This window comes from Luedemannella helvata (assembly GCF_039528415.1).
Lineage (GTDB): Bacteria > Actinomycetota > Actinomycetes > Mycobacteriales > Micromonosporaceae > Luedemannella > Luedemannella helvata.
Genome location: NZ_BAAALS010000016.1, coordinates 1 through 23,350, shown reverse-complemented (window position 1 = coordinate 23,350; position 23,350 = coordinate 1). Strand labels below are relative to the sequence as shown.

The window sequence follows — 23,350 nt, the reverse complement described above, 5'->3', positions numbered from 1 at the left end:
GCGGTGAAGGCGTACCCGGTCAGGTGTGAGATCGATGCGGCGGCGCGGCGGTTACCGACAGAGTGCGGTCGCGACGCGCATCAGATCGATCACGCGTCGCGATGTCAGCAACGGGCTTCCAGTCACCCATTAACTCTATCGAGTTAGTAGGGATTGGCAATGCCCCGCCCGCAGACTGGGACGCACCCCACGCACGCCCGCCTGGACCGGCATCAGCGTGGCGCCCGCTGCCCGGTGCCGTGTCACCCCGACGCGCCGTGTCCGCGCCGGGAAAGGGTCGTTAGCCGTCGCGTGGTCAACCCTCAGTTCCGCCACCGCGCGCTCGACGGGCTGCGCGGCCTCGCCGCCGTCGTCGTGGTGGTCCACCACGCGCTGCTCACCCAGCCCGTACTCGACGCGGCGAACGCCGGACGCGGGAGCGCACCCGACGGCGTGGCCGGGTGGCTCACCTACTCCCCGCTGCACCTGCTGTGGGCCGGCCGCGAGGCCGTGTACGTGTTCTTCGTGCTCTCCGGGTTCGTGCTGGCCCTGCCGTTCCTGCGTGACGGCGTGCCCAACCAGTGGGTCGGGTACTTCCCGCGCCGGTTCGTGCGCCTCTACGTGCCCCTCGCGGTCGCCGTGCTGCTGTCGGCCGCGATCGCGTGGGCTGTGCCGCGCACCGTCACCGACGGGGCGAGCCGCTGGCTCAACCGGCACGCCGGCCCCGCGTCCATCCTGGACGCGCTGACCCTGGACAGCGTCATGGCGCTCAACTCGGCGCTGTGGTCACTGCGCTGGGAGATCGCCTTCTCCTGCCTGCTGCCGATGTTCCTCGCGGGCGGCCTCATCGGTCGCCGGTACTGGCTGCTCAAGCTGCTCACGGCCGTGGCCGTCACCGCCCTGCCCGGCCTCGGGCCGGCCGCCCTCTACCTGCCCATGTTCGCCGTCGGGGTGTGCCTGGCCGTGGGCCGCGAGCACCTGTTCGCCGCCGCGCGCCGGGTGCCGCGCGGGGCGTGGTGGGCGCTGCTCGCCGCCGCCCTGCTGCTGCTCAACGCGCGGTGGACCGCACCGTCGATCGCGCACGCGGACGCCCTGGCCGGGGTCGTGACGGCCGCGGCCGTGCTCGGGTCGGCCATGCTGGTGACGCTGTTCGTCGCGTGGCCGGCCGCCCGGCGCCTCGGCGAGCACCCGGTCGTCGGCTGGCTCGGCGCGGTCTCGTTCAGCCTCTACCTGGTGCACGAGCCCGTCGTGGTCAGCGCGGCGCTGCTGCTCGGCGGGCGCGCGAACGCCGGGTACACCCTGCTGGTGTCGCTGCCGGCGAGCCTGGCCCTGGCCTGGCTGTTCCACCGGCTCGTGGAGCGCCCCTCGCACCGCCTGTCGCGGCGGGTCGGCCGCGAGCCCGCCTACAGCAGCGCGACGACCGGGCCCAGCGCCGCGTCGATCTCGTCGGCCGCCCGGCGGTAGCCCTCGACCGGGCCGCCGATCGGGTCGACCACGTCGACCGCGTCCGGCGCCGGTCCGAGCGTGGCGCGCCGCCGCGCGGCCAGCGCGGCAAGGCCGGCGACCCGTTCGGGCAGCGTGTCGCCCACGATGTCGGCCCGGTCGGCGTCGGCCAGCAGCCAGGCCGCCTCCTGCCAGGTGAACACGTACTCCGCCGCGCCCGGCGCGACCGCCAGGACCATGTCCCGGTGCCAGCGGGTGGCCACGAGCACCAGCCGGGCGCCGCCGACCACCTCCGGGTCGATGACGGTCGACCGGAAGTCGGCCGCGTCGATGCCGCGCCGGCGCAGCTCGTCCAGCGCCTCAGGGAACATCGGCGCGCCGTTCCACGCCTGTACCCCCGCGCTGGCGACGATGAGGTCGGCCGCCCCGGTGCCGTGCCGCGCCAGCAGCGCCGCCCGCATCAGCCGCTCGGCCATCGCCGAGCGGATCTGGTTGGCCGTGCACACGTGCAGCACGTGACCCACGCGCGTCCTCCCGTCATCGCGACCTGCGGTGAGGGTATCCGGCCCGGTCCACCGACCTGGCTCGGCGTAAACCGTTTGCCCAGCCCAGCGGCCCACCCTAGGGTCGCAGCCATGGGTATCTTCATGAACATGGTGCGTCGTGTCCGCCGCCCAGCGGTCGCGGCGGGCCTGGGGTTGGCACCCGCTCACTGACGCCTGGGCGGCGCGGATCGTCGCCGACGCCGGCATCGGCCCCGGCGACCTCGTCCTCGACATCGGCGCGGGTACGGGCGCGCTCACCGCTCCCCTGCTCGCGGCCGGCGCCCGCGTCATCGCCATCGAACTGCATCCGGGCCGGGCCGCTCGCCTGCGCGAACGGTTCGCGGGCCGGTCGCTGTCCGTGGTCGACGCCGACGCCGCGTCGCTGCGCCTGCCGCGGCGCCCGTTCCGCGTCGTGGCCAGCCCGCCCTACAACCTCACGAGTACGCTGCTGCGCGCGCTGTTGGCGCCGGACTCCCGCCTCGTGCGGGCGGATCTGGTGTTGCAGCGGCAGGCCGTGCGCCGCGTCGTCGACGAACCGGGCCGCTGGGCGCGCCGGTTCGACCTGCACGCGGGCCGGCCCCTGCCACGGGCCGCGTTCCGCCCGCCCCCACAGGTCGACTCGTCCGTCCTCGTCGTCCGCAAGCGCAGCGGACGCGCGCCACGCTAAGGGCCCTCGCGCACCGGATCCGGTACGAGAGGAAGTCTTCTCGGCTTGACCCGCCGATCCGTGCGGGGCGCGCCGCGCGTCACTACGATCTGACGGATGCTGGCGTCCCGTCGTACCGCTGTGGTGGTCTGTGTCCTGTTGGCCGGGGCGCTCGGCGGGTGCTCGGGCGACGCCGACACCCCCGCCGCCGGGTCGCCGCCGACGTCGGGGGCCGGCACCTCGGGGGCAGGCACCCCGGTGCCCGCGACACTGGCCGCGCCCACGACGAAGGCCGCGCCCACGACCGCGCCCGTGAAGCGGTTGGCCGCCGGCAACCCCAACGGGCGCGCGAGCGTGCCGGCGGCGGCGAAGCCCGTGGACACGAGCAGGCCGACCAGGGTGATCGGCAAGGGTACGCCGGCGGGCTGCACGTCCAAGGCGGTCGTCGCGGCGGTCGCGGCCGGCGGGATCATCACCTTCGACTGCGGCCCGGCGCCGGTGACCATCACGATGTCCGCGACGGCGAAGGTCCGCAACACGAGTACGCGCGTGGTGCTCGACGGCGGCGGCCTGGTGACCCTGAGCGGGGGCGGCAAGCGGCGCATCCTCTACCAGAACACGTGCGACAAGGCGCAGGTGTGGACGACGTCGCACTGCGACGACCAGCAGTACCCGCAGCTCGTGGTGCAGAACCTCACCTTCGCCGACGGCAACTCGACCGGCGACGACACCGAGGGCGGCGGAGGCGGCGCGATCTTCGCGCGCGGCGGTCAGCTCAAGGTGTACAACGCGAAGTTCGTGCGCAACCGCTGCGACCGGACCGGGCCCGACCTGGGCGGCGCGGCGATCCGGGCGCTCGACCAGTGGGGCGACCGGCCGGTCTACGTGACCCGGTCGACGTTCGGCGGCGCCAAGGGGCAGGGCGGCGTGTGCGCCAACGGTGGCGCGCTGAGCAGCATCGGCGTGTCGTGGGTAGTGCTCAACAGCCTGTTCAGTCACAACGACGCGGTCGGGCGGGGCGCGAATCCCGCCAAGGCCGGCACCCCCGGTGGCGGCAGCGGCGGCGCCATCTATCTGGACGGCAACACGTTCACGCTGCGGCTGGCCGGCACGATCATCCAGGACAACCATGCCAACGAGGGCGGCGGCGCGGTCTTCTTCGTCTCCAACGACCGTACGGGCACCATGTCCATTGAGGACTCCACGCTGCGTCGCAACCCGTCCGACGGCTTCGAGACGTACCCGGGGATCTTCTTCCTCGGCGCCCGCAAGCCGAGCGTGACCGGGTCAACCCTGCGCTGACGCGCGTCGCATGCGGTAGTGCAGCACGAGGAACGGCAGGCCGAACACCCGGAAGGCGTGCTCGGCGCGCAGCTGCCCGTCGCGGACGTAGACCTCCAACCGCTCCGCGAAGCCGTGCACGGCCAGCGACGTCAGCTCGCCCGTCGCCTCGTCGACGTAGGTCAGGTAGTGACCGGGGTGGGCGGTATCGCCCGTGCTGCTCAACGACAGGCCGCCGTCGGCGCGCGCTCCAGGCGCCAGCGTGGCCGTGAACGAGGCGTGCGGCAGCGGGAAGCCGACGCTGACGTAGCCGCGCCCGTCATGCCGGTACGTCGTGTAGATGCCCACGTAGATGGGCTCGTCCGTGTCGGCGAACGACCGGATCCAGCCGCGGATCGTGGCGTCGCCGTGGCCGATCGTGTCGATGCGGCTGCGCACCCCCCGCTGGGTCTCGCGCTGGTTCATCGGCACGTTGGCCTGCCCGAGCGGGCGGGCCACCGCCCACCGGTAGAGCAGGTAACCCGGCCGCACCCACAGCCGCCACTCGGGCACGATGTCGAGCGTGAACCGGGTCGTGTGCTCGTAGAACTCGCGCACCAGCGGGTCGACCGCCGCCGGGTCGAAGCCCGGCCCGGCCAGCTCGTCGAGCGAGGCGACGATGCCGACGTCCGGCGCGGCCGCCCGGTATTCGCCGCCGACCTGTTCGGCCAGCTCGCGCACGTACCCGGTGCCGACGTAGCTGGCCCGCGTGACCAGCGGCACCACGAACGGCAGCGCCTGCGGGCTGACCCGCTCGGCGAGCAGGTCCACCTGCGGATTTCTGAAGATCAGAGCCGATACGGTACGGAAGACGAGCACGGCCGCGCCGGCCGCGACCGCCCCCGGCGCGTCCGCCCACACGGCCCACAACCCCACCCCGACCGCGGCGCCGACCACCGGCCCGAGCAGCACCTTGTGCGGCCTGATGCCGAGCGCCCCGGCCACCAGCCCGGCGACCGTGGCGACGACGACCGGCCCGGCGCCCGTCACCTTGCCCAGCGCCCACCCCAGCGGCGCGGCGAGCGCGACGCTGGCGACGATGCGCGACCACAGCGCCGGGATCTCCCCCGGTCGCTGCCGCGCCCGCGCGATCAGGTCGGTCGCCATGACGACCAGCCCACCGACGACCGCAGCGCCGATCATGGTCGGCACCCCGAACCCGGCGCCGAGCGCCAGGCCGGCAACCGCGCCCATGACGAACGCGAACGCGGCCGACCCGCCGCGCTTGTCCTCCCCCTCACTCACGCGGCGACCCTATCGGGCCGGCCCGGCACGGGCGCCGGCTACCTCGCCGGCGCGCGTCGGCGCCGACGTACGACGATGAAGGTCAGCCACCCGACCAACCCGGCACCCACCAGCAGGAACCCCAGCGGTACGACCGCGACCCAGATGATCGGGCGGGCCGGGAAGATCGACGCGCTCGACGACGGCCCGCCGAAGGCGCCCGCCTCGATCAGGTCGCGCGGAATGTCCATGTTCAGCACGCCGTCGGGCGGGTCGAGCAGCGTTCGCGTCGCGCCGCCCGGGGCGAGACCCAGGAGCATGACATGGCCGGTCTGCTCCCAGCCGGTGTCGTTCCACCACGGGTCGGTCGACGGCTTGTGCGCGCCGGTCTCCGGGGCGTACCGCAGGGCCACCAGCTCGGTGCCACGGCTCCAGCCCAGGGCGCGTACGGCCAGGCCGGTGACCGGGGGGAGCGCCGGGCCGGCCGCGTCGGCCCCCGTACGGGCGTCGAGGTAGCCGAACGTCCAGCGCCGCGCCGCCAGCGCCGCCTCGTCGCAGTCGTCGAGGCAGCCGTCCAGGGTGACCGTCGTGATGAGGGCGCCGTCCGGGGTGAAGGCCCCCACGCCGGCCAGGTACCGGCGGGGCCCGAGGTCAGCCGTCCACAGCGTCCCGTTGGCGCGGTCGGCGAGGCGGACCTTGGTGCCCTCGGCCACCACGAAACGCTGCCCGTCCGGGGCGAACGCGCCGGCCGAGGCGGTGCGCAGGGGCGCGGTGGGCCCGTACCCGGTGATGGGCCTGCTGGTGCCGTCGGCGAGGTTCACCAGGACGAGCCGCGCGGCGCCGTGGCCGTCGGTGTACTGCCGGGCCAGCAGCGAGCCGCCGTCGGGGGCCCAGGCGACCGGCGTGCAGCAGGCACCGCCGCCGGCCGGGTTCGGGAAGACGGTGCTCGCGCCTGTCGCGAGGTCGGTGATGACGAGGCCGCCGGCGGAGTCGGGCAGCTCCGGGGTCACCACGAAGTCGTGCGCGACGCGGGTGCCGTCCGGGGACAGCTGCACGTCCTCCCCGGCGGTGATGGTCTCCACGCCGGCGTAGAGCAGCATCCGGTAGTCGCCGCCGCGGCCCACGACGGCGAGCTTGCCCTCGCTGTCGAACAGGTCGGCGCCGTGCAGGCGGTAGCTGGCGTCGCCGCCGAACAGCACGGCGGCCGGGCCGGGCGGGTCCTGCTGCACGGTGGCCTGCCACATCCACGGCAGGTCGAGACGCGCCGGTACGGCCGGACCGCCCTCGGCCGGGCCGGTCGACGCCGTGCGTACCGGCGCCGCGAGCGCGGTCGTGAGCGCCACGACCACGACGAGCGCCGCGGCCGCCCCGAGCGCCCGGGCCCGGTGGCGGGCACGCCGCCCGCGCCGCCACGTGTCGGCGGCCAGGCTCACCGCCGGGGCGGCGTCGGTGGCCTCCGTCATCATCTCCCGTAGTCGTGCCGTCACCGCTCGACCTCCGCTCCGACCAGGTCCACCAGTTCCGGGGCCAACACCCGCAGGCGCGCGAGGGCGTCGCGCGTCTGGCTCTTCACCGTGGAGACCGAACAGCCGAGGACGTCGGCCGCCGCGACCTCCGTGAGGTCCTCGAAGTACCGCAGGACCAGGACGGCCCGCTGGCGCGGGGCCAGGCGGCGTAACGCGTCGCGCACCATCACGGCGCGGTCGCTGCCGGCGGCGTGGTCGGGCGCGGGACGCCCGTCGGGCACCTCGGCACGCAACTCGACCGCGCGCCACCGCCGCCGCCACAGCGACACGTGCTGACTGTGCAGGATCTTCCGCACGTACGGGTCGGGGTCGCCGTTGGCGCTTACCCGCTCCCAGTGCCGGGCGACCCGCTCGAACGTCACCTGCACCAGGTCCTCGGCAAGGTGCCGGTCACCGGTGAGCAGGTACGCCACCCGCGACCAGGCCGCCAACCGTGCCGCGACGTACGTGTCGAATGCCCGCTCCGGGTCCATGCGCACCTCCTCACCCTCCCCCACGCCGGTCACCTCCCGCCCGGGTGGGCGGCCGCGCATCCACCGATGGGTTGATAAAGAAGGTCCACCCATGCGCGGCGCCGGGCCTGCCGCGCGGTCGATTCGCGGCGTGCGCGCGTGCCGCACGCTGGTATCGCAACGGGGGCGGGTCGGGAGAGGACGGGTATGCCGGTCATCGAGGTCAGCAACCTCAACAAGAGGTACGGCGAGCGGGTCGCCGTCGACGACGTTTCCTTCACGGTCGAGGAGGGCGAGATCTTCGGCATCCTCGGCCCGAACGGCGCGGGCAAGACCACGACGGTCGAATGCATCGCGGGCCTGCGGACGCCCGACAGCGGCGGCATCCGGGTGCTCGGCCTTGACCCGCGCACCGACGGCGCGAAGCTGCGCCGTCTCGTGGGCGTGCAACTGCAGGAGAGCCAGCTGCCCGAGAAGTTGTCCGTCGCGGAGGCGCTGGACCTCTACGCCTCGTTCTATCCCGACCCGGCGGACTGGCGGCAGCTCATCGCCGATCTCGGCCTGACGGCGCAGCTGAAGACCCGGTTCGGCAAGCTCTCCGGCGGGCAGAAGCAGCGGCTGTCCATCGCGCTCGCGCTGATCGGCAGGCCGCGCGTGGCGATCCTCGACGAGCTGACCACCGGGCTGGATCCGCAGGCGCGCCGCGACACGTGGCAGCTCGTGGAGGCGATCCGCGACAAGGGCGTCACGGTCGTCCTGGTCACCCACTTCATGGAGGAGGCCGAGCGCCTCTGCGACCGGCTCGCGCTCATCGACGCGGGACGGGTCGTGGCCCTCGACACGCCCGCCGGCCTGACCGCGAAGGTCGCCGACGAGCAGCGGATCTGGTTCCGCCCGTCGGCGCCGCTGGACGACAGGCTGCTCGGCGACCTGCCCGAGGTGACGAGCGTGACGCGCAGCGGCCCGCGGGTGCTCGTCACCGGCCGCGAGGACGTGCTGCTCGCCGTCGTCACCGTGCTGGCCCGCGAACAGATCCGCCCGCTCGACCTGCGGGTCGAGCAGGCCACCCTGGACGACGCCTTCGTCGCGCTGACGGGCCGTTCCATCGACACGGACGAGGAGACGACGGTATGACCGCGCTGCGCAAGCTGACCCTGACCGAACTGCGGCTGTTCCTGCGCGAGCCGATGTCGGTGTTCTTCGCCGTGCTGTTCCCCTCGGTGCTCGTGGCGATCCTGGGCAACGTCAAGGCGTTCCGGAAGCCGGATCCGGCGCTGGGCGGCCACCGGGTCATCGACCTGTACGTCGCCATCGCGGCCATCTTCGTGCTCGCCATGCTGGCGCTGCAGGCGGCGCCGGTCGTGCTGGCCACCTACCGGGAGCGGGGCATCCTGCGCCGCATGTCGACGACGCCGGTGAACCCGGTCCGCGTCGTGGCCGCGCAGCTCATCGCCAACATGCTCATCGCACTGGTGGCCGTGGGGCTGGTCCTCGCGGTGGGCCGGATCGCGTTCGACGTGTCGCTGCCGCGCAACGCGGTCGCGTACGCGGTCGCGTTCCTGCTGACGTCGGCCGCCGTGTTCGCGCTGGGCCTGTTCGTGGCCGCCGTCGCGCCGAACGGCAAGGCGGCCACCGCGATCGGCTCGCTGCTGTTCTTCCCGCTCATGTTCTTCGCGGGCCTGTGGATCCCGCGCGAGGTCATGCCGCCCGTGCTGCGCACCATCGCCGACCTGACTCCGCTGGGCGCCGGCGAGGAGGCGCTGCGCGCCGCGACAACGGGCGACTGGCCGGGCCTGGGCCCGGTGGCCGTGCTCGTCGGATACCTGGTGGCGTTCGGGCTGGCGGCGGCCAGAATGTTCCGATGGCAGTGAGCACCGCGAGCCGGCTGGACAGCTGGGAACGCGAACTGGGTCGGGTCCTCACGATCGTCCCGTACGTGTGCCTGGTCGTGTCCATGCTGCTCACCTGGCTGGTCTCCCCGTTCTGGCCGGTGGACTCGCTGGCCCGCACCTTCGCCCTGACCGTGGTGACCGGACTGTGGATGCTCTGGATGGTCACCCTGCACCCGCAGTGGCAGCACCGGCGCGCCCTGATGGGCGGGTACTTCGCCGTCCTGGCGGTCCTGTCGTTCCTGCTCGTGGTGAACAGCCCGCTGTTCGGCTTCTTCTCCTTCGGCGGGTACCTGCACGCCGTGTACGCCCTGGTGGGACGCTGGCGCTATCTCGGCGTGGCCGCCACGGCGGTCTCCACCGCCCTGTCGCAGACGGGCGGCCTCCCGACCCTCACCAGCGGGCTCATGGGTGTCATGGTCTTCGGGCTGGTGTGGGTGTTCAACCTGGCACTCACCAGCGCCATGATGGCGCTGAGCTGGGTCACCGACGCGCAGACGGCCCGGCGTCAGCGCGAGATCGCCGCGCTCGCCGAGGCGAACGAGAAGCTGGAATCGGCCCTGGCCGAGAACGCCGGCCTGCACGCCCAGCTGATCATCCAGGCGCGGGAGGCCGGCGTGCTCGACGAGCGCCAACGGATGGCCCGGGAGATCCACGACACGCTCGCCCAGGGTCTCACCGGCGTCGTCACCCAGTTGGAGGCGGCCGAGCAGGCGGCCGGGCAGCCGGACGAGTGGCGCCGGCACGTGCGCGCGGCGGCGCGCCTGGCCCGCGACAGCCTGACGGAGGCCCGCCGGTCGGTGCACGCGCTGCGACCGCAGCCGCTGGAGACAGCCCGGCTGCCGGACGCGCTCACCGAGGTGGTGGAGCGCTGGTCCGGCGACAGCGGGGTGCCGGCCACACTGGTGACCACGGGCGACGCCCGGCCACTGCTGCCGGAACTGGAGATCACGCTGCTGCGCACGGCCCAGGAGGCGCTGGCCAACGTGGCCAAGCACGCCGCCGCGTCGCGCGTCGGCCTCACCCTGTCGTACATGGAGGACCTCGTGACCCTGGACGTACGCGACGACGGCGCCGGCTTCGACCCCACCCAGGTGCGGCCCGACCGTACGGACGGCGGCTTCGGCCTGTCCGCGATGCGCGAACGGGTCAGCCGGGTCGCCGGCACCCTCGCGGTCGAGTCCGAGCCCGGCACGGGCACCGCCATCTCGGCGTGCGTACCGGCGATCGTGACGGCATGACAGTGATCCGGATCGTGATCGTCGACGACCACCCGGTCGTGCGGGACGGGCTGCGCGGCATGTTCGCCGGCGACCCCGGGTTCGAGGTGGTCGGCGAGGCGGCGACCGGGGACGAGGCCGTCACGGTCGCGTCGGCCGTACTGCCTGATGTGATCCTGATGGACCTGCGCATGCCGCGCATGGACGGCGTGGCCGCGATCGCCGCGCTACGCGAGCGCGGGGTGCCGTCGCGGGTGCTGGTGCTCACGACGTACGACACGGACAGCGACGTGCTGCCGGCCGTCGAGGCGGGCGCGACCGGCTACCTGCTCAAGGACGTCCCGCGCGAGGAGCTGTTCCGGGCGGTACGCGCGGCCGCGGCCGGCGAGGCCGTGCTGTCGCCGTCCGTGGCGGCCCGGCTGATGGGCCAGCTGCGCAACCCCGCCAAGGAACCGCTGAGCCAGCGGGAGCTGGAGGTGCTGGGCCTGATCGCGCAGGGCACCACGAACCGGGAGGCGGCGGCGCAGCTGTTCATCAGCGAGGCGACCGTGAAGACGCACCTGCTGCACATCTACGCCAAGCTGGGCGTGAAGGACCGGGCGTCGGCGGTGGCGGCCGCGTTCGAGCGCGGCCTGCTCACCCCGGGCCGCCGCTGACCCGGGCCGTGGCCGGTCAGCGGCAGGGTCGCAGGGTCGCGCGCACCTGCCGGGTCGGCGCCTCCTTGCCGGCGGTGTTGACGGCGTGGATGGTGATGGTGACCGTCCCGCCGGCGGCGTTGGCCGGAAGCGCCTTGATCGGCCCGATCACGGTCTTGTAGTTCTCGACCCCGTTGCGGATCGCGCCGATCTCGAAGAAGTCGCTGCGGCCGCGCAGCGGCTCCGCGGCGGCCACCTCGTACTCGTAGTACATCCGGCTCATCCGCCCGGTCGGGTCGGTCACCTGAACGTGGATGTTCACCGAGTCGGGCGTGCCGCAGCCCTCCTGGTGCAACGCGTCCACCGGCATGCCGGTGCCGTCGCGCGGATCGGGCGTCGTGAGGGCCGCGCTGATGATGCGTGGCCCGGTCCCGCTCGCCGGCCGGGTCGTGCGCGCGCTGGTGGCCGAGGTGTCGGGCTTGCGGGTCGGCCGCGTCGACACCGTGCCGCGGGTCGCGGCCGGCTTCGCCGACGTGGCGCCGGCCGGCGGACGCGTCGCACTCGTCGGAGCGGAGGCCGCGGAGGTCGCGCCGGCGGGTACGGCCGGGGCCGCCGTGGTGGCGGCCGGGCCGCAGCCGGCGCTCGCCGTGAGAACGGTCGCTACGGCGGCTGCCGCGACAGCGGCCCGCAAGGTGATCAGCACCCGTCAGTTATAGCCCACCCATCGACGCCACTCGTTGGTGGCGCGTCCGGGTGACCGGCGGAGCGCACGGACCTGCCGCTAGTGCGGCCGCAGCCAGAGCGCGCCGAGCGGCGGAATGCGCAGGACGGCCGAGTGCGAGCGGCCGTGCGCCGGCACCGCGTCGGCCCACACGTTGCCGAGGTTGCCCACCCCGGAGCCGCCGTAGGCCTGCGCGTCCGTGTTGATGACCTCGTCCCAGCGGCCGCCCACCGGCAGGCCCAGCCGGTACCCCTCGTGCGGCAGCGCGGAGAAGTTGACCACGCAGACCAGGCGGGTGCCGTCCGCCCCGATGCGCTCGAAGGCGAACAGGTTGCGGTCGGCGTCGTCCCCGACGATCCAGGCGAACCCGTCGGGCGAGGTGTCCTTGGACCACAGGGCCGCGTGGGCGCGGTAGGCGGCGTTGAGGTCGCGCACGAGGGCGCCGACGCCAGCGCGGGCGGGGTCGTCGCGCAGCCCCCAGTCGAGGCCGCGTTCCTCGCTCCACTCGCGCGGGTCGCCCAGCTCGGCGCCCATGAACAGCAGCTGCTTGCCCGGGTGCGACCACATGTAGGCGAGCAGGGCGCGGGTGGTGGCGAGCTGGCGCCACCAGTCGCCGGGCATCTTGGCGACCAGGGATCCCTTGCCGTGCACGACCTCGTCGTGGCTGATCGGCAGGATGAAGTTCTCCGTCCACGCGTACACCGTGGAGAAGGTCATCTGGTTGTGGTGCCACCGGCGGTGCACCGGGTCCTTGGCCAGGTAGGCCAGGGTGTCGTGCATCCAGCCCATGTTCCACTTGAAGCCGAAGCCCAGGCCGGCGGCGTTGGTCGGCTTCGTCACGCCGGGCCACGCGGTGGACTCCTCGGCGACCATGAGCACGCCCGGGTGGTGCTTGTAGACGGTCGCGTTGAGTTCCTGCAGGAACGACACCGCCTCCAGGTTCTCGCGCCCACCCTGGAAGTTGGGCACCCACTCGCCCGGCTCGCGCGAGTAGTCGAGGTAGAGCATGGACGCGACCGCGTCGACGCGCAGGCCGTCGACGTGGAACTCCTCGCACCAGTAGAGGGCGTTGGCGACGAGGAAGTTGCGCACCTCCGGGCGCCCGTAGTCGAAGATGTACGTGCCCCAGTCAGGGTGTTCGCCCCGGCGCGGGTCGGCGTGCTCGTAGAGGGCGGTGCCGTCGAAACGGGCCAGCGCCCACTCGTCCTTGGGGAAGTGGGCGGGCACCCAGTCGAGGATCACGCCGATGCCGGCCCGGTGCAGCGCGTCGACGAGCAGGCGGAAGCCGTCCGGGTCGCCGAACCGGGCCGTCGGGGCGTAGTAGCCGCTGACCTGGTAGCCCCACGACCCGCCGTACGGGTGCTCCATGACCGGCAGGAACTCCACGTGCGTGAAGCCCATCGCCACGACGTAGGCGGTGAGCTGCTCGGCCAGTTCCGCGTACGTCAGCCCGGGACGCCACGAGCCCAGGTGCACCTCGTAGATGCTGACCGGCTCCACGTGCGGCGACGCGGCGGCCCGGCGCGCCAGCCACTCGCCGTCGCCCCACTGGTGGCCGGTCCGGAAGACGCGCGCCGCGTTACGGGGCGGGACCTCCGTGTAGGCCGCCAGCGGGTCGGTCTTCTCGCGCCACTCACCGTCCGCGCCGAGGACGCGGTACTTGTACAACTGCCCGGGTACGGCGTCCGGAACGTACAGTTCCCACACCCCGGACGCGCCCATCGAGCGCATGGGCCAGCCCTCGTGCGCGCCCCAGCCGGTGAAGTCGCCGTAGACGCGTACCCCGCGGGCGTTGGGCGCCCACACGGCGAACGCCACGCCCGCGCCAGCGGCGGCCGGGCGCGCCCCGAGGGCGTGCCAGAGCCGCTCGTGCCGGCCCTCGCTGATGAGCTGCAGGTCGAACTCGCCGAGGGTGGGCAGGTGCCGGTACGGGTCGTCGACCTCGTGACCGTCCACGTCGAGGCGGTAGTCGGTCACCGTGCCGGGCACTTGTACCTCGAACACCCCCGCGTCATGGACCCGGGTCATGTCGTGGCGCGCTCCGTCGACGAGCGCGGCCACGGAACCGGCGCCGCGGCGCAGCGTGCGGATCACGGTCGTGTCGCCGTGGGGGTGCGCGCCCAGCACGGCGTGCGGGTCGTGGGTCTCACCGGAGATCACGCCGTCATACATGGGCACTCCCGGAGTCGGGTGGCGGCACGAGCTGATCGGCGGCCAGCACCTGCGCGGCCGCGTAGACCTCGACGTACCTGCGGGCGGAGCCGGGCCACGAGAAATCCTTGCCCATGCCGGCCAACTGCAACTGCCGCCACCGGGACCGGTCGTCGTAGGCCGCGCGGGCCCGGCGTACGCAGGAGATCATGGCGTCGGTCGTGTAGTCGGTGAAGGTGAAGCCCGTGCCGACGCTGCGCGGCGGGTCGTGCGGCTCGATGGAGTCGTGCAGCCCGCCGGTCGCCCGCACGATCGGTACGGTGCCGTAGCGCAGGCTGTAGAGCTGGGTCAGGCCGCTGGGTTCCTCGTGGGAGGGCATGAGGAACATGTCCGACCCGGCAATGATCTTGTGAGCGAGCTTCTCGTCGTACCCGATGCGCACCCCGCACCGCTTGGGGTGCAGGGCGGCGAACTCCCGCAGCGCGATCTCGTACCGGGCCTCTCCCGAGCCGAGCAGCACGATCGTCAGGCCGAGACCGACGAGCGCGTCCAGGGCCTCCGTGACCAGGTCGAAACCCTTGTGGTCGACGAGCCGCGACACCATGCCCAGCACCGGGCCGGCTGTGTCCGGCAGGGCGAACTCGCTGAGCAGGTCCCGGCGGCACGCCCGCTTGCCGGCCAGGTCCTCGGCCGAGAACGCGGCCGCGATGCGGGGGTCGTCGGCCGGGTTCCACTCCGCGTAGTCGGCGCCGTTGAGGATGCCGACCAGCCGGTCGGCCCGGGTCGCGAGGACCCCGTCGAGGCCGTGGCCGACCTCCGGGGTCTGGATCTCACGGGCGTACCGGCGGCTGACGGTCGTGAGGTAGTCGGCGTACACGAGGCCGCCCTTGAGGTAGTTGATGTCGCCGAAGAACTCCAGGCGGTCCATGTGGAACAGCGACTCGGGCAGCCCGACGCGGGCGAGTGTCGCGGCCGGGAACTGCCCGTGGTAGCCGAGGTTGTGCACCGTCAGCACGCAGCGCACGGCGGCCAGCACCGGATCGTCGGCGTAGACCGTGCGCAGCAGCACGGGCACGAGCGCGGCCTGCCAGTCGTGGCAGTGGATGACGTCGGGCAGCCAGACGTGCTTGGCGATCTCGATCGCGGCCCGGCTCAACTCCGCGTACCGCTCGGCGTTGTCGGGGTAGTCGCCCGCCGCGTCGCCGTAGAGACTTTCGCGATCGAAGTACCCCGGGTCGTCGAGCAGGAAGTACTGCACGCCGTCGACGACCATGTCGCCGAGCACGGCGGGGAACCGCGGCCGGTCGCTGGGCCCGACCGTGAGACTCGGCACCACGACGCGGGGCGTGACCCGGGCCGCCTCGACAGCGCCGCGGCTGCGCGGCAGCACGACGGCGACCTCGTGACCCAGCGCGACCAGGGCCTTGGGCAGGCCGGCCAGCACGTCGGCGAGGCCGCCGGTCTTCGAGAAGGGCAGGCCCTCGGAGGCGACGAAAAGGATCCTCACGCACGCACCCTAGTCCATCGGACCTTTGGTTACGGGTGGTGCTAGCGGCATTTGATCGCTAACGTTCGGGGCATGGTGGCGCCGAAGGTTCTCGCGATGGTGCTCGCCGGCGGCGAAGGCAAGCGACTGCTCCCCCTCACCGCCGACCGGGCGAAACCGGCCGTCCCGTTCGGGGGCCTGTACCGCATGATCGACTTCGCGCTGTCGAACCTCGTCAACGGCGGCTACCTCAAGATCGTCGTGTTGACGCAGTACAAGTCGCACTCGCTCGACCGCCACGTCACCAAGACCTGGCGCATGTCGAACCTGCTCGGCAACTACATCGCGCCCGTGCCCGCCCAGCAGCGGCTCGGCCCGCGCTGGTTCGCCGGCTCCGCCGACGCGATCTTCCAGAGCTTCAACCTGATCAACGACGAGAACCCCGACTATGTGATCGTCTTCGGCGCGGACCACATCTACCGGATGGACCCGTCGCAGATGGTCGCTCAGCACATCGAGTCCGGCGCCGCGGTCACCGTGGCCGGCATCCGCCAGCCGCTGTCGACCGCCAGCCAGTTCGGCGTGATCGAGGTCGCCGAGGACGGCAAGCGCATCAGGGCCTTCCGGGAGAAGCCGACCGACGCCGTCGGCCTGCCCGACTCCCCCGACGAGATCTACGCGTCGATGGGCAACTACGTGTTCACCACCCAGGCCCTGTGCGAGACCATCACCGAGGACTCGAAGGACCCGACCAGCAAGCACGACATGGGCGGCAACATCATCCCCACGCTGGTCGCCCGGGGCGAGGCCAACGTCTACGACTTCCGCGACAACAAGGTGCCCGGCGCCACGGAACGCGACGCGGGCTACTGGCGCGACGTGGGGACCCTGGACTCGTACTACGAGGCCAACATGGACCTCATCGCCATCCAGCCGATCTTCAACCTCTACAACTACCAGTGGCCGATCTACACCGAGAACCGCCCCTGGCCGCCGGCCAAGTTCGTGCACGGCTACCAGGAGCGCCTCGGCCGGGCCATCGGCTCGATCGTCTCCCCCGGCGCGGTCGTCTCCGGCAGCCTCGTGGAGAACTCCGTGGTCTCGCCAAACGTGCGGGTGCACTCGTGGGCGCACGTCGAGGGGTCCGTGCTGATGGAGGGCGTCGACATCGGCCGCCACGCCGTCGTGCGCAACGCCATCCTGGACAAGAACGTGATCGTCCCGGAGGGCGTGGAGATCGGCGTCGACCTCGAACGCGACCGCGAGCGCTACCACGTCACCGACAACGGCATCGTGGTGCTCGGCAAGGGTCAGCGCGTCGAACCCTGACGGTGGCCTACGTGCCGCCGAAGTCCTGCGTCCAGTAGAGCGTGCCGTCGACCGCCCGGGCGATGCCCACCCCGAGCGCCTTGAAGTCGCAGTTGAGGATGTTCTTGCGGTGGGGCTTGCTCTTCATCCACCCGGCCATCACGGCCTCCGGGGTGTCGTACCCCTGGGCGATGTTCTCGCCCCAACCCTTGCTGGTGTCGTAGCCGGCCGCCTCCATCCGGTCGTCCGGCCCGCTGCCCCCCTCCCCCTCGTGCGTCACATTCGCGGTGGCGGACATGTGCTTGCTGTGGTCGTCGGCGGCATTGGCCAGCGCTTCGTCGACACGGAGGTCGTTGTGGCAGCCGTCGCGGCGCCGCTCCTGGTTCGTGAGGTCATGGACCTCGACCACCTCGTCCGGGAACGAGCCGGGAATGTAGGAGGGACGGATGGGATCTCCGTTGCCCGGGTCCGGTTTGGCGGCCGCCGGACCCGCAAGGAGCACCGGCGCGACGGCGAGGACCACGGCGATCGATCTCCAGGCCATACGCAGGAAACTAGCAGCGGCCGGGCACCCCCGACGGGCGAACAGAGGCAGCTGCCCGGATGTGCTCCGCTGTCCGATCCCGCCGGGGATGCCATCTCCTACCTGCCGCCGAAGTTCTGGGTCCAGTACAGGGTGCCGTCCGGGGCGCGCGCGACACCCACGCCCAGGGACCGGAACCGGCAGTTCAGGATGTTCCTGCGGTGGCCGGGGCTGTCCATCCACGCCCGCACCACGGAGTACGGGCTGCCGTACCCGTAGGCGATGTTCTCGGCCCAGCCGTTGGACGGGTTGTAGCCGGCCCAGTAGATGCGGTCGTCCGGGTCGCTGCGGTCGTACCCGCGATGGCTCATGGAGCGGGACGTCGCCATTTCGCGGCTGTGATACGTCGCGGCGGACTCCAGCGCGTTGTTGCGCCGCAGCCAGTTTTCACACCCGTACGCCCGCCGAACGTAGTTGGTGAGTTCGAGGACGCTCTCCTCGTACGGGTCGTACCAGCCCTCGCGCGCCTCCACGGCGGAGGGTCCGGCCAGGCCGGGCGCGGCCCCGAGCACCGCGCCCGCCGCGAGACCCGCGACGACGCCCGCGGCGACCGCCGCGACGGATCGCGTGCCGGACCAAACACGAAAACGACAAATCATCATAAAAAGTGATTTACATCGCATAACGTGCTAAAATAGCAGCTCGGTGAGGGGTTGTGCGCGCGCGTCCGTCAGGCCGTCGGCGCGGGAGCCGGCTCCGGCACGGTCCGCTCGGCGTGGCGCAGCCCTTCCGCGCGGACCTTGAGCGCCTGGACCTGCGCCCGGAACGCGGCCTGGACCCGGCCCACGGGCACGCCCAGCGCCACGGCGCCCCGGAACCACTCCTCCACCCGGTAGGCCGTCACGCCGTCGGCGCCCTGCCGCAGCGTGTGCCGCCGCCGGGAACGCACCGCGTTGGTGCTGGCCAGCCGTCCGACGAGGTCGTACTCGAGGACGGCGACGAGGGCACTGCCCATGCGCGTGGGCGCGACGCTGCGGGCCACCCTCGCCCGCACGGTCAGCCGCCGGCCGCTCGCCAGCCGTACCCCGAACGTCAGCGGGTCGCCGACGGCGACGCCGCCCTCGGCCGACGCGATGAACGGGTCCCATGCCGGGTAGGCGGCCAGGTCGGTGAGCACCGCCCAGACCACCTCGATAGGAGCGTCGATCGAGACCGCCGCCTCCGCGCGTCGCATGCCCCCGATGCTAACGCGCCCACCGCGCACATGGTTCACGCTGAAGGTGGCCGGGAGCCTACTTCCAGATAGTGATGTCGGAGAACGTGGTGGTGACCGGGGGGACGGACGCCGAGCTGGGCACGATGACGCCGAGGATGATCCGGCCACCCGCGAACGTCTGGTCGGTGAACTCACCCAGCAGGTCGTCGCCCTGGTAGAAGAAGAACGTGTCGCCGTCGGCGCGGATGGTCACGTGGATCGTCTCGCCGTCCGCGACCGGCTTGACGTAGTAGTACGGCGTCAGCGTCTTACGGGTCGAGTTGATGTGGGTCTGCAGGACGTAGCGCTCCTTGCAGACCTGCAGGACGTAGCCGGCGGGGTTGTTGAACCGGTACCAGACGCCCGCGCAGCTGTTCGCGTCCGGGATGGACACGTCCACGGCGACCGTGAAGTCGGTGAACGTGGTCGACGGCCCCTGGCACCGGTACGAGCCGAGGTTCGGGTAGTTCAGGGTGACTGTGAGCCGGCCCTTGAGCGTGCACGACGCGTCGTAGGTGGAGTGCGTGCTGTTGATCCATCGACCCGGCGCCGAGAGGGCGTCCTTAATCGCCACCTTCGCGTCGGGGGCTAGCGACGGCGTGTCCTGCCGGCCGGTCGGGGGCGCCGGGCTCGACGGGACCGCGCTGGTCGGCACCACGCTCGTGGGTGGCGCCGTCGTGGCGGGCGGCGTGGTCAGCACGCCGGCGCTCGCCGGCGGAGCGACGGCCCCGGCGGTCGGGCCGGTATGGGAGGCCGCCTGATCGGGCAGCGGGATCTTCCCCGTGAGGATGCCGACCACCGTGCCGCCCAGCAGCAGCACGCACACCGCGAGAATCGTGACCAGCGCCTGGTTGCCGCGGCGGGACGATCCCGCCGCGGCCGGCCGCCGGGCCGGACCCCGCGACGCGGGCCCTCCGCCGGCCCGTACCGGTTGCCGGGGCACGACCGGCGTCGGGGACACCGGGACGCGGCCCACGCTGGGCAGCGTGACCGTCTGCGCGTTCGACGACGGCTGCACGGCCGTGTCGGCGGCCCCGGGCACAGGCTGGGTGGCGGGCACGATCCCGGCCGCGGCGAGCACCTCGGGCTGCTCGGCGAAGGCCGCCGGCCGGTCGGTCGCGGCGCTCGCGAACCCCTCCCCGGCCAGCAGGCGGTCGACCAGTTGGCGCGCGGTGGGCCGGGCGGCCGGGTCCTTCGCGAGCGCCAGCTCGACAAGGTCGCGCAGTTGCCCCGTGAGCCCTTCGAGGTCAGGCTCCTCCGAGACGATCTTCAGCGCGACGGCGGCCGGTTCCTCGGCCCGGAACGGGGTGCGGCCGGTCGCCGCGAACGCGACCACCGCGCCCCAGGCGAAGATGTCGGCCGCCGGCGTCAGTACCCTGCCCGGCTCCAGCCGCTCGGGGGCCATGTAGCCGACCGTGCCCATCATCTGGTCCGTGTGGGTCTGCGGGTCGTGGCCGACGACCGCGCGGGCGATGCCGAAGTCGATGACCTTCGGGCTGCCGGGCGCCAGCAGCACGTTGCTGGGCTTGAGGTCGCGGTGGATGACGCCGGCACCGTGGATCGCGGTGAGCGCGACCGCCATGCCGACCGCCAGCCCGTGCTGGTTGGCCGGGCTCAGCGGCCCGCGCTCCTGCACCACATTGGACAGGGTGGGCCCGTCGACGTACTCGACCACCAGGTACGGCGGGTCGTGGTCGGTGTCGGCGTCGAGCACCTCGGCGGTACAGAAGGGCGGCACCTGGCGGGCCCGGTCGACCTCCTTCTGAAAGCGGCGCCGGAAGTCGTCGTCATCGGCGATCTCGGGCCGGATCACCTTGAGCGCGACCGGCTGCCCGTCCCCGTTCTCGGCGTAGAAGACGGTCCCCATGCCGCCCTCGCCGAGCCGCCCCACGATCCGGTACGGCCCCAGCTGCTCGGGATCGCCCCGGCGCAGTGGCCGGACCCGCGGCGCCTCGCCGACCGACACGTGACATCCCCCGCTCGCCTACGCCGGCGGCGGCCCGATGCCCGCTGCCGTGACGTAGCCATTCTGCGCCACGCCGTCACGAAGCACGCACCCCCGATCGGCCATGCCGGCTTGCCGACAGACATCGACAGGCCGGCATGGCCGCATGGGTCAACTGATGGCGCAGGCGCTGCCGTTGAGGCTGATGGTCGCGGGCCGCGCGTTCGTGCCGGAGTACGTGCCCTGGAAGCCGAAGTTCGTGCTGGCCCCGGGCGCCACAGTGCCGTTCCACGCGGCGTTGCGGGCGGTCACGCTGCTGCCGGACTGGGTGATGACGCTGCTCCAGTACCCGGTGATGGCCTGGTTGCCGGGCCAGGTCCAGGTGAGCGCCCAGCTCGACAGCGCGGCGCTGCCCCGGTTGGTCAGGGTCACGCTGATGACGAACCCGTTCGACCAGGTGTTGGGCTCCCACGTCACCGCGCAGGTGGCGATCGGGTTGGTCGGCGGCGCGGACGTCGGCGGCCGTGAGGTGGGCGGCGGGCTGCACGGCGCCGGCGGCCAGCAGGTGGGCGGGGTGCCGAAGCTGACCGTGTTCGACGCGGGCGAGATGTTGCCCGCCGCGTCGCGCGCGTAGGCCGTGTAGCGGTGCAGCTCGCCGGGGTTGGTGATGGTGATGGTCAGCGAGGTGGCGGGCGCGGTCACCGTTCGCCGCTGGATGTAGTCGGAGTACTGCTCGTCGATGTAGTAGGCCGTGACCCCGACGTTGTCCGTGGACGCGGTCCAGGTCAGGGTCAGCGTCGTGCCGCTCAGCGAGTACGCCAGGTTGGCCGGCGCCGTCGGCGCCTGCGTGTCGACGCCGCTGGTCGGCGGCCGCGTCGTGGTCGGCGGGGCGCTCGTCGGCGGCCGGGTCGAGGTCGGCGCCGCGCTCGTGGTCGGCGGGCCGCTCGTGGGCGTGCCGCCGACCGGCGGGAACCGCAGGATCCGGTCGTCGTTCGAGGCCGGCGAGCCGCGCCCGTCACGGTTGCTGGTCGCCACCCACAGGTACCCGTCCGGGCCCAGCTCCGCCGTGCGCAGGCGCCCGTACGTGCCGGTGAGCTGCGCGATCGGCGTGCCGGCCGACGTGCCGTTGAGCGGCACCTGCCACAGCCGGGTGCCGCGCAGCGCGGCGACGAACAGGTTGCTGCCCACGATCGCGGCCCCGCTCGGCGACGCCTCCGCGGTGGTCCAGGTGACGATCGGGTTGCGGTACTGCGTGTTCGAGCTCGATCCTTCGACGTTGGGCCAGCCGTAGTTGCCGCCCGGCACGATGTAGTTGACCTCGTCCCAGGTGTTCTGGCCGAACTCGCTGGCGAAGAGCCGGCCGGCCGAGTCCCACGCGAGGCCCTGCACGTTGCGGTGGCCGAGGCTGTAGACGAGCGAGCCGGAGATCGGGTTGTCCGCGGGGACACTGCCGTCGGGCCGCATGCGCAGGATCTTGCCGTTGCGGCTGGACTGGTTCTGCGCGTTGGCGGTGTTGCCCGCGTCGCCGACGCCCGCGTAGAGCATGCCGTCCGGGCCGAACGCGATCCGGCCGCCGTTGTGGTAGCTGGCCTTGGCCAGTCCGGTCAGGACGGTCTGCTGGGTGCCCGGGCTGTCGAGCCGGAACCGCGTGATCCGGTTGTCGGACGCGGCCGTGTAGTAGACGTAGACGTAGTTGTCGGTGGCGAAGGTGGGCGAGACGGCCAGGCCGAGCAGCCCGCCCTCGCCGCCGGGGACGACCCCGGACACCGTCGTCACCGTCGTGGCAGCGGACCCGGGACGCACCCGCAGGACTCGTGCACTGTCGCGCTCGGTGACCAGCGCGGACCCGTCGGGGAGGAAGTCCATGCCCCAGGGCGCCGTCAGGTTGCTCGCCACGGTCTCGGGCCTGCTGAAATCGAAGTCGCCGACCGCCGCGTTTGCGGAGGGCGCGACGACGAGGCTGACCCCGACGGCCGCGGTGGCCACGGCGACCGAGGAAAGAACAAGGGACATTCGGGTACGTGTCATGACTGGCTCCTCACCGGCCGAAGGGACGGCCCGCTACCGGATAGAGCGACAGTCGTCAATCTAACACGTCGTGATGAACAGCACAGGACCGAGGAACAAGCCTAAGACCGGCGCCGTCCCTGCGAGTACATAGTACGTGTGGAGTTTTCACGGGACCGCAGATGCCGAGTGGCGGCGATCTCGCTGGCTACCAGCGGTTTCATCGAGTCGGGCCCGGAGCCGCATAGATGTCCAGTGATGTTGGCATCGGTAGTGACATCAACTGGGGCGCACGTCACCGCACCGTGGTGCACACCATCGCGTTGACGCGCGTCGGGCCTGCTGAGGATGCCTGTCGATGTTATGCGGCGTGGAGCCAGGCTCGCAGGGCGTCGCGGATGACATCGCTGGCGGTGCGGTTGTCGGCTTCGGCGCGGCGGGTCAGAGCGGCGCGTAGTGCTGGGTCGAGCCGTACCGGCACGACGTCGGCAGGACCGGAGCCCATCAACGGGCGGCCACCGCGTCGGCGTAGGGCTTCGACGTCGTAGCCGGCTTCGGCTTCGTCGGCCAGTTGGTTGACCAAGTCGTCGGTGACGGGGACACCGCCCGAGGTGGGCGTTGGTTGCTTGTGCTGGCTCATGGCTTGTCCTCATTTGGGTTAGGGCAGCAGATCCCGGTACTTGGGTCGCATGCGCATCGCGCGGATGATCAACTGTCGGTCGTCGTCGAGGAGGAGAACAACGATCTCGAGCAGATTGCCCGCCCGGTCTGGTCCAAGCCGCAGTTCGCGGCGCGGCCCTAGCTCTTCGTCGTCCTGCAACGGGTAGGCGACCAGGCGGTTGGTGGCGGCGTGGAGCATGGCCGCATCGGTAATGTCGTGTCGGCGTGCCGACCGGTGTATCTCCACCCCACAAACGTAATACGAAACCTTGGATCTGGCCAGCCGCGCAGCCCGATCAAGCACCTCCGCGCCAGGCAACTCGACTGCACCCTCACGCACACAAGCCCCAGGCGACCTCATGAACCGCCCCGGTGCTGGTAGAGACCTCTTTTCTTGAGAGGATCTCCGTCATGC

The 23,350-nt window shown here is 72.3% G+C and carries 23 protein-coding genes; 8 read left to right on the top strand and 15 right to left on the bottom strand.

The window, feature by feature from the left end; all coding sequences use genetic code 11:
• Positions 1 to 51: 51 nt before the first annotated feature.
• Positions 52 to 126 (bottom strand): putative leader peptide, encoded by a 75-nt coding sequence (locus ABD191_RS29280; RefSeq protein WP_425560747.1) that lies wholly within the window; start codon positions 124 to 126, stop codon positions 52 to 54.
• 165 nt (positions 127 to 291) lie between these two features.
• Here ABD191_RS29280 and ABD191_RS17030 point away from each other — a divergent pair, with 165 nt between their 5' ends.
• Positions 292 to 1,443 carry an acyltransferase family protein gene (locus ABD191_RS17030; protein ID WP_344082718.1) on the top strand — a complete coding sequence of 384 codons (1,152 nt, stop codon included), beginning with the start codon at positions 292 to 294 and terminating at the stop codon, positions 1,441 to 1,443.
• On the opposite strand, the gene ABD191_RS17025 is transcribed toward ABD191_RS17030, so the two are convergent.
• Positions 1,383 to 1,946, bottom strand: a complete 564-nt coding sequence (locus ABD191_RS17025; RefSeq protein ID WP_344082716.1) for an arsenate reductase/protein-tyrosine-phosphatase family protein — start codon at positions 1,944 to 1,946, stop codon at positions 1,383 to 1,385. The two genes, ABD191_RS17030 and ABD191_RS17025, sit on opposite strands and share 61 nt — an antisense overlap.
• 139 nt (positions 1,947 to 2,085) lie before the next feature.
• Here ABD191_RS17025 and ABD191_RS17020 point away from each other — a divergent pair, with 139 nt between their 5' ends.
• Both ABD191_RS17020 and ABD191_RS17015 read left to right on the top strand, forming a co-directional pair.
• Positions 2,086 to 2,634, top strand: coding sequence for an rRNA adenine N-6-methyltransferase family protein (locus tag ABD191_RS17020; RefSeq protein WP_344082714.1), 549 nt, complete (start codon positions 2,086 to 2,088; stop codon positions 2,632 to 2,634).
• A gap of 96 nt (positions 2,635 to 2,730) precedes the next feature.
• Entirely contained in the window at positions 2,731 to 3,915 is a 1,185-nt protein-coding gene (locus tag ABD191_RS17015; protein WP_344082712.1) for a hypothetical protein, read from the top strand.
• Here ABD191_RS17015 and ABD191_RS17010 read toward each other — a convergent pair.
• The 3 genes from ABD191_RS17010 to ABD191_RS17000 are packed head-to-tail and all read right to left on the bottom strand — an operon-like array spanning position 3,901 to position 7,180.
• Positions 3,901 to 5,178 (bottom strand): hypothetical protein, encoded by a 1,278-nt coding sequence (locus ABD191_RS17010; RefSeq protein ID WP_344082710.1) that lies wholly within the window; start codon positions 5,176 to 5,178, stop codon positions 3,901 to 3,903. The two genes, ABD191_RS17015 and ABD191_RS17010, sit on opposite strands and share 15 nt — an antisense overlap.
• A gap of 38 nt (positions 5,179 to 5,216) precedes the next feature.
• Positions 5,217 to 6,644, bottom strand: a complete 1,428-nt coding sequence (locus ABD191_RS17005; protein ID WP_344082708.1) for a hypothetical protein — start codon at positions 6,642 to 6,644, stop codon at positions 5,217 to 5,219.
• Complete coding sequence (locus ABD191_RS17000; RefSeq protein WP_344082706.1) at positions 6,641 to 7,180, bottom strand: SigE family RNA polymerase sigma factor; 540 nt, start codon at positions 7,178 to 7,180, stop codon at positions 6,641 to 6,643. The genes ABD191_RS17005 and ABD191_RS17000 overlap by 4 nt, the downstream gene beginning before the upstream one ends.
• A 162-nt stretch (positions 7,181 to 7,342) precedes the next feature.
• Here ABD191_RS17000 and ABD191_RS16995 point away from each other — a divergent pair, with 162 nt between their 5' ends.
• The 4 genes from ABD191_RS16995 to ABD191_RS16980 are packed head-to-tail and all read left to right on the top strand — an operon-like array spanning position 7,343 to position 10,900.
• Positions 7,343 to 8,269, top strand: a complete 927-nt coding sequence (locus tag ABD191_RS16995; RefSeq protein WP_344082704.1) for an ABC transporter ATP-binding protein — start codon at positions 7,343 to 7,345, stop codon at positions 8,267 to 8,269.
• Complete coding sequence (locus ABD191_RS16990) at positions 8,266 to 9,006, top strand: ABC transporter permease (RefSeq protein WP_344082702.1); 741 nt, start codon at positions 8,266 to 8,268, stop codon at positions 9,004 to 9,006. Before ABD191_RS16995 ends, ABD191_RS16990 begins: the two co-directional genes overlap by 4 nt.
• Entirely contained in the window at positions 8,997 to 10,265 is a 1,269-nt protein-coding gene (locus ABD191_RS16985; protein WP_344082700.1) for a sensor histidine kinase, read from the top strand. Before ABD191_RS16990 ends, ABD191_RS16985 begins: the two co-directional genes overlap by 10 nt.
• 2 nt (positions 10,266 to 10,267) lie before the next feature.
• On the top strand, positions 10,268 to 10,900 hold the full coding sequence (locus ABD191_RS16980) for a response regulator (RefSeq protein WP_425560746.1): 633 nt from the start codon (positions 10,268 to 10,270) through the stop codon (positions 10,898 to 10,900).
• 16 nt (positions 10,901 to 10,916) lie between these two features.
• Here the strand turns inward: ABD191_RS16980 and ABD191_RS16975 are convergent, their stop codons facing one another.
• From ABD191_RS16975 to glgA, 3 genes are all read right to left on the bottom strand, one after another.
• A complete protein-coding gene (locus ABD191_RS16975; RefSeq protein ID WP_344082696.1) occupies positions 10,917 to 11,582 on the bottom strand; it encodes a hypothetical protein in 666 nt (221 codons plus the stop codon).
• A 78-nt stretch (positions 11,583 to 11,660) separates the two neighbouring features.
• Positions 11,661 to 13,772 carry a 1,4-alpha-glucan branching protein GlgB gene (glgB, locus tag ABD191_RS16970; protein WP_344082694.1) on the bottom strand — a complete coding sequence of 704 codons (2,112 nt, stop codon included), beginning with the start codon at positions 13,770 to 13,772 and terminating at the stop codon, positions 11,661 to 11,663.
• Positions 13,765 to 15,258, bottom strand: a complete 1,494-nt coding sequence (gene glgA, locus ABD191_RS16965) for a glycogen synthase GlgA (RefSeq protein ID WP_344082692.1) — start codon at positions 15,256 to 15,258, stop codon at positions 13,765 to 13,767. Before glgA ends, glgB begins: the two co-directional genes overlap by 8 nt.
• A 72-nt stretch (positions 15,259 to 15,330) precedes the next feature.
• On the opposite strand from glgA, the gene glgC reads away from it, so the two are divergent.
• The gene (gene glgC / locus ABD191_RS16960; protein WP_425560738.1) at positions 15,331 to 16,566 is read left to right on the top strand and encodes a glucose-1-phosphate adenylyltransferase; all 1,236 of its coding nucleotides are present in this window, start codon (positions 15,331 to 15,333) and stop codon (positions 16,564 to 16,566) included.
• Between the two features lie 7 nt (positions 16,567 to 16,573).
• Here the strand turns inward: glgC and ABD191_RS16955 are convergent, their stop codons facing one another.
• The 7 genes from ABD191_RS16955 to ABD191_RS16925 all read right to left on the bottom strand — a co-directional run bounded on the left by ABD191_RS16955 (position 16,574) and on the right by ABD191_RS16925 (position 23,182).
• Positions 16,574 to 17,089 (bottom strand): CAP domain-containing protein, encoded by a 516-nt coding sequence (locus ABD191_RS16955; RefSeq protein ID WP_344082690.1) that lies wholly within the window; start codon positions 17,087 to 17,089, stop codon positions 16,574 to 16,576.
• A 98-nt stretch (positions 17,090 to 17,187) separates the two neighbouring features.
• The gene (locus ABD191_RS16950) at positions 17,188 to 17,730 is read right to left on the bottom strand and encodes a CAP domain-containing protein (RefSeq protein ID WP_344082688.1); all 543 of its coding nucleotides are present in this window, start codon (positions 17,728 to 17,730) and stop codon (positions 17,188 to 17,190) included.
• A gap of 68 nt (positions 17,731 to 17,798) precedes the next feature.
• Positions 17,799 to 18,302: an SRPBCC domain-containing protein gene (locus ABD191_RS16945; RefSeq protein WP_344082686.1), complete on the bottom strand. Its 504-nt coding sequence runs from the start codon at positions 18,300 to 18,302 to the stop codon at positions 17,799 to 17,801.
• Positions 18,303 to 18,360: 58 nt separating this feature from the next.
• Complete coding sequence (locus tag ABD191_RS16940; RefSeq protein WP_344082684.1) at positions 18,361 to 20,289, bottom strand: serine/threonine protein kinase; 1,929 nt, start codon at positions 20,287 to 20,289, stop codon at positions 18,361 to 18,363.
• 150 nt (positions 20,290 to 20,439) lie between these two features.
• Complete coding sequence (locus ABD191_RS16935; RefSeq protein WP_344082682.1) at positions 20,440 to 22,296, bottom strand: PQQ-dependent sugar dehydrogenase; 1,857 nt, start codon at positions 22,294 to 22,296, stop codon at positions 20,440 to 20,442.
• Between the two features lie 340 nt (positions 22,297 to 22,636).
• Entirely contained in the window at positions 22,637 to 22,915 is a 279-nt protein-coding gene (locus tag ABD191_RS16930; RefSeq protein ID WP_344082680.1) for a ribbon-helix-helix protein, CopG family, read from the bottom strand.
• Positions 22,916 to 22,933: 18 nt separating this feature from the next.
• A complete protein-coding gene (locus tag ABD191_RS16925; protein WP_344082677.1) occupies positions 22,934 to 23,182 on the bottom strand; it encodes a hypothetical protein in 249 nt (82 codons plus the stop codon).
• Between the last annotated feature and the right edge of the window lie 168 nt (positions 23,183 to 23,350).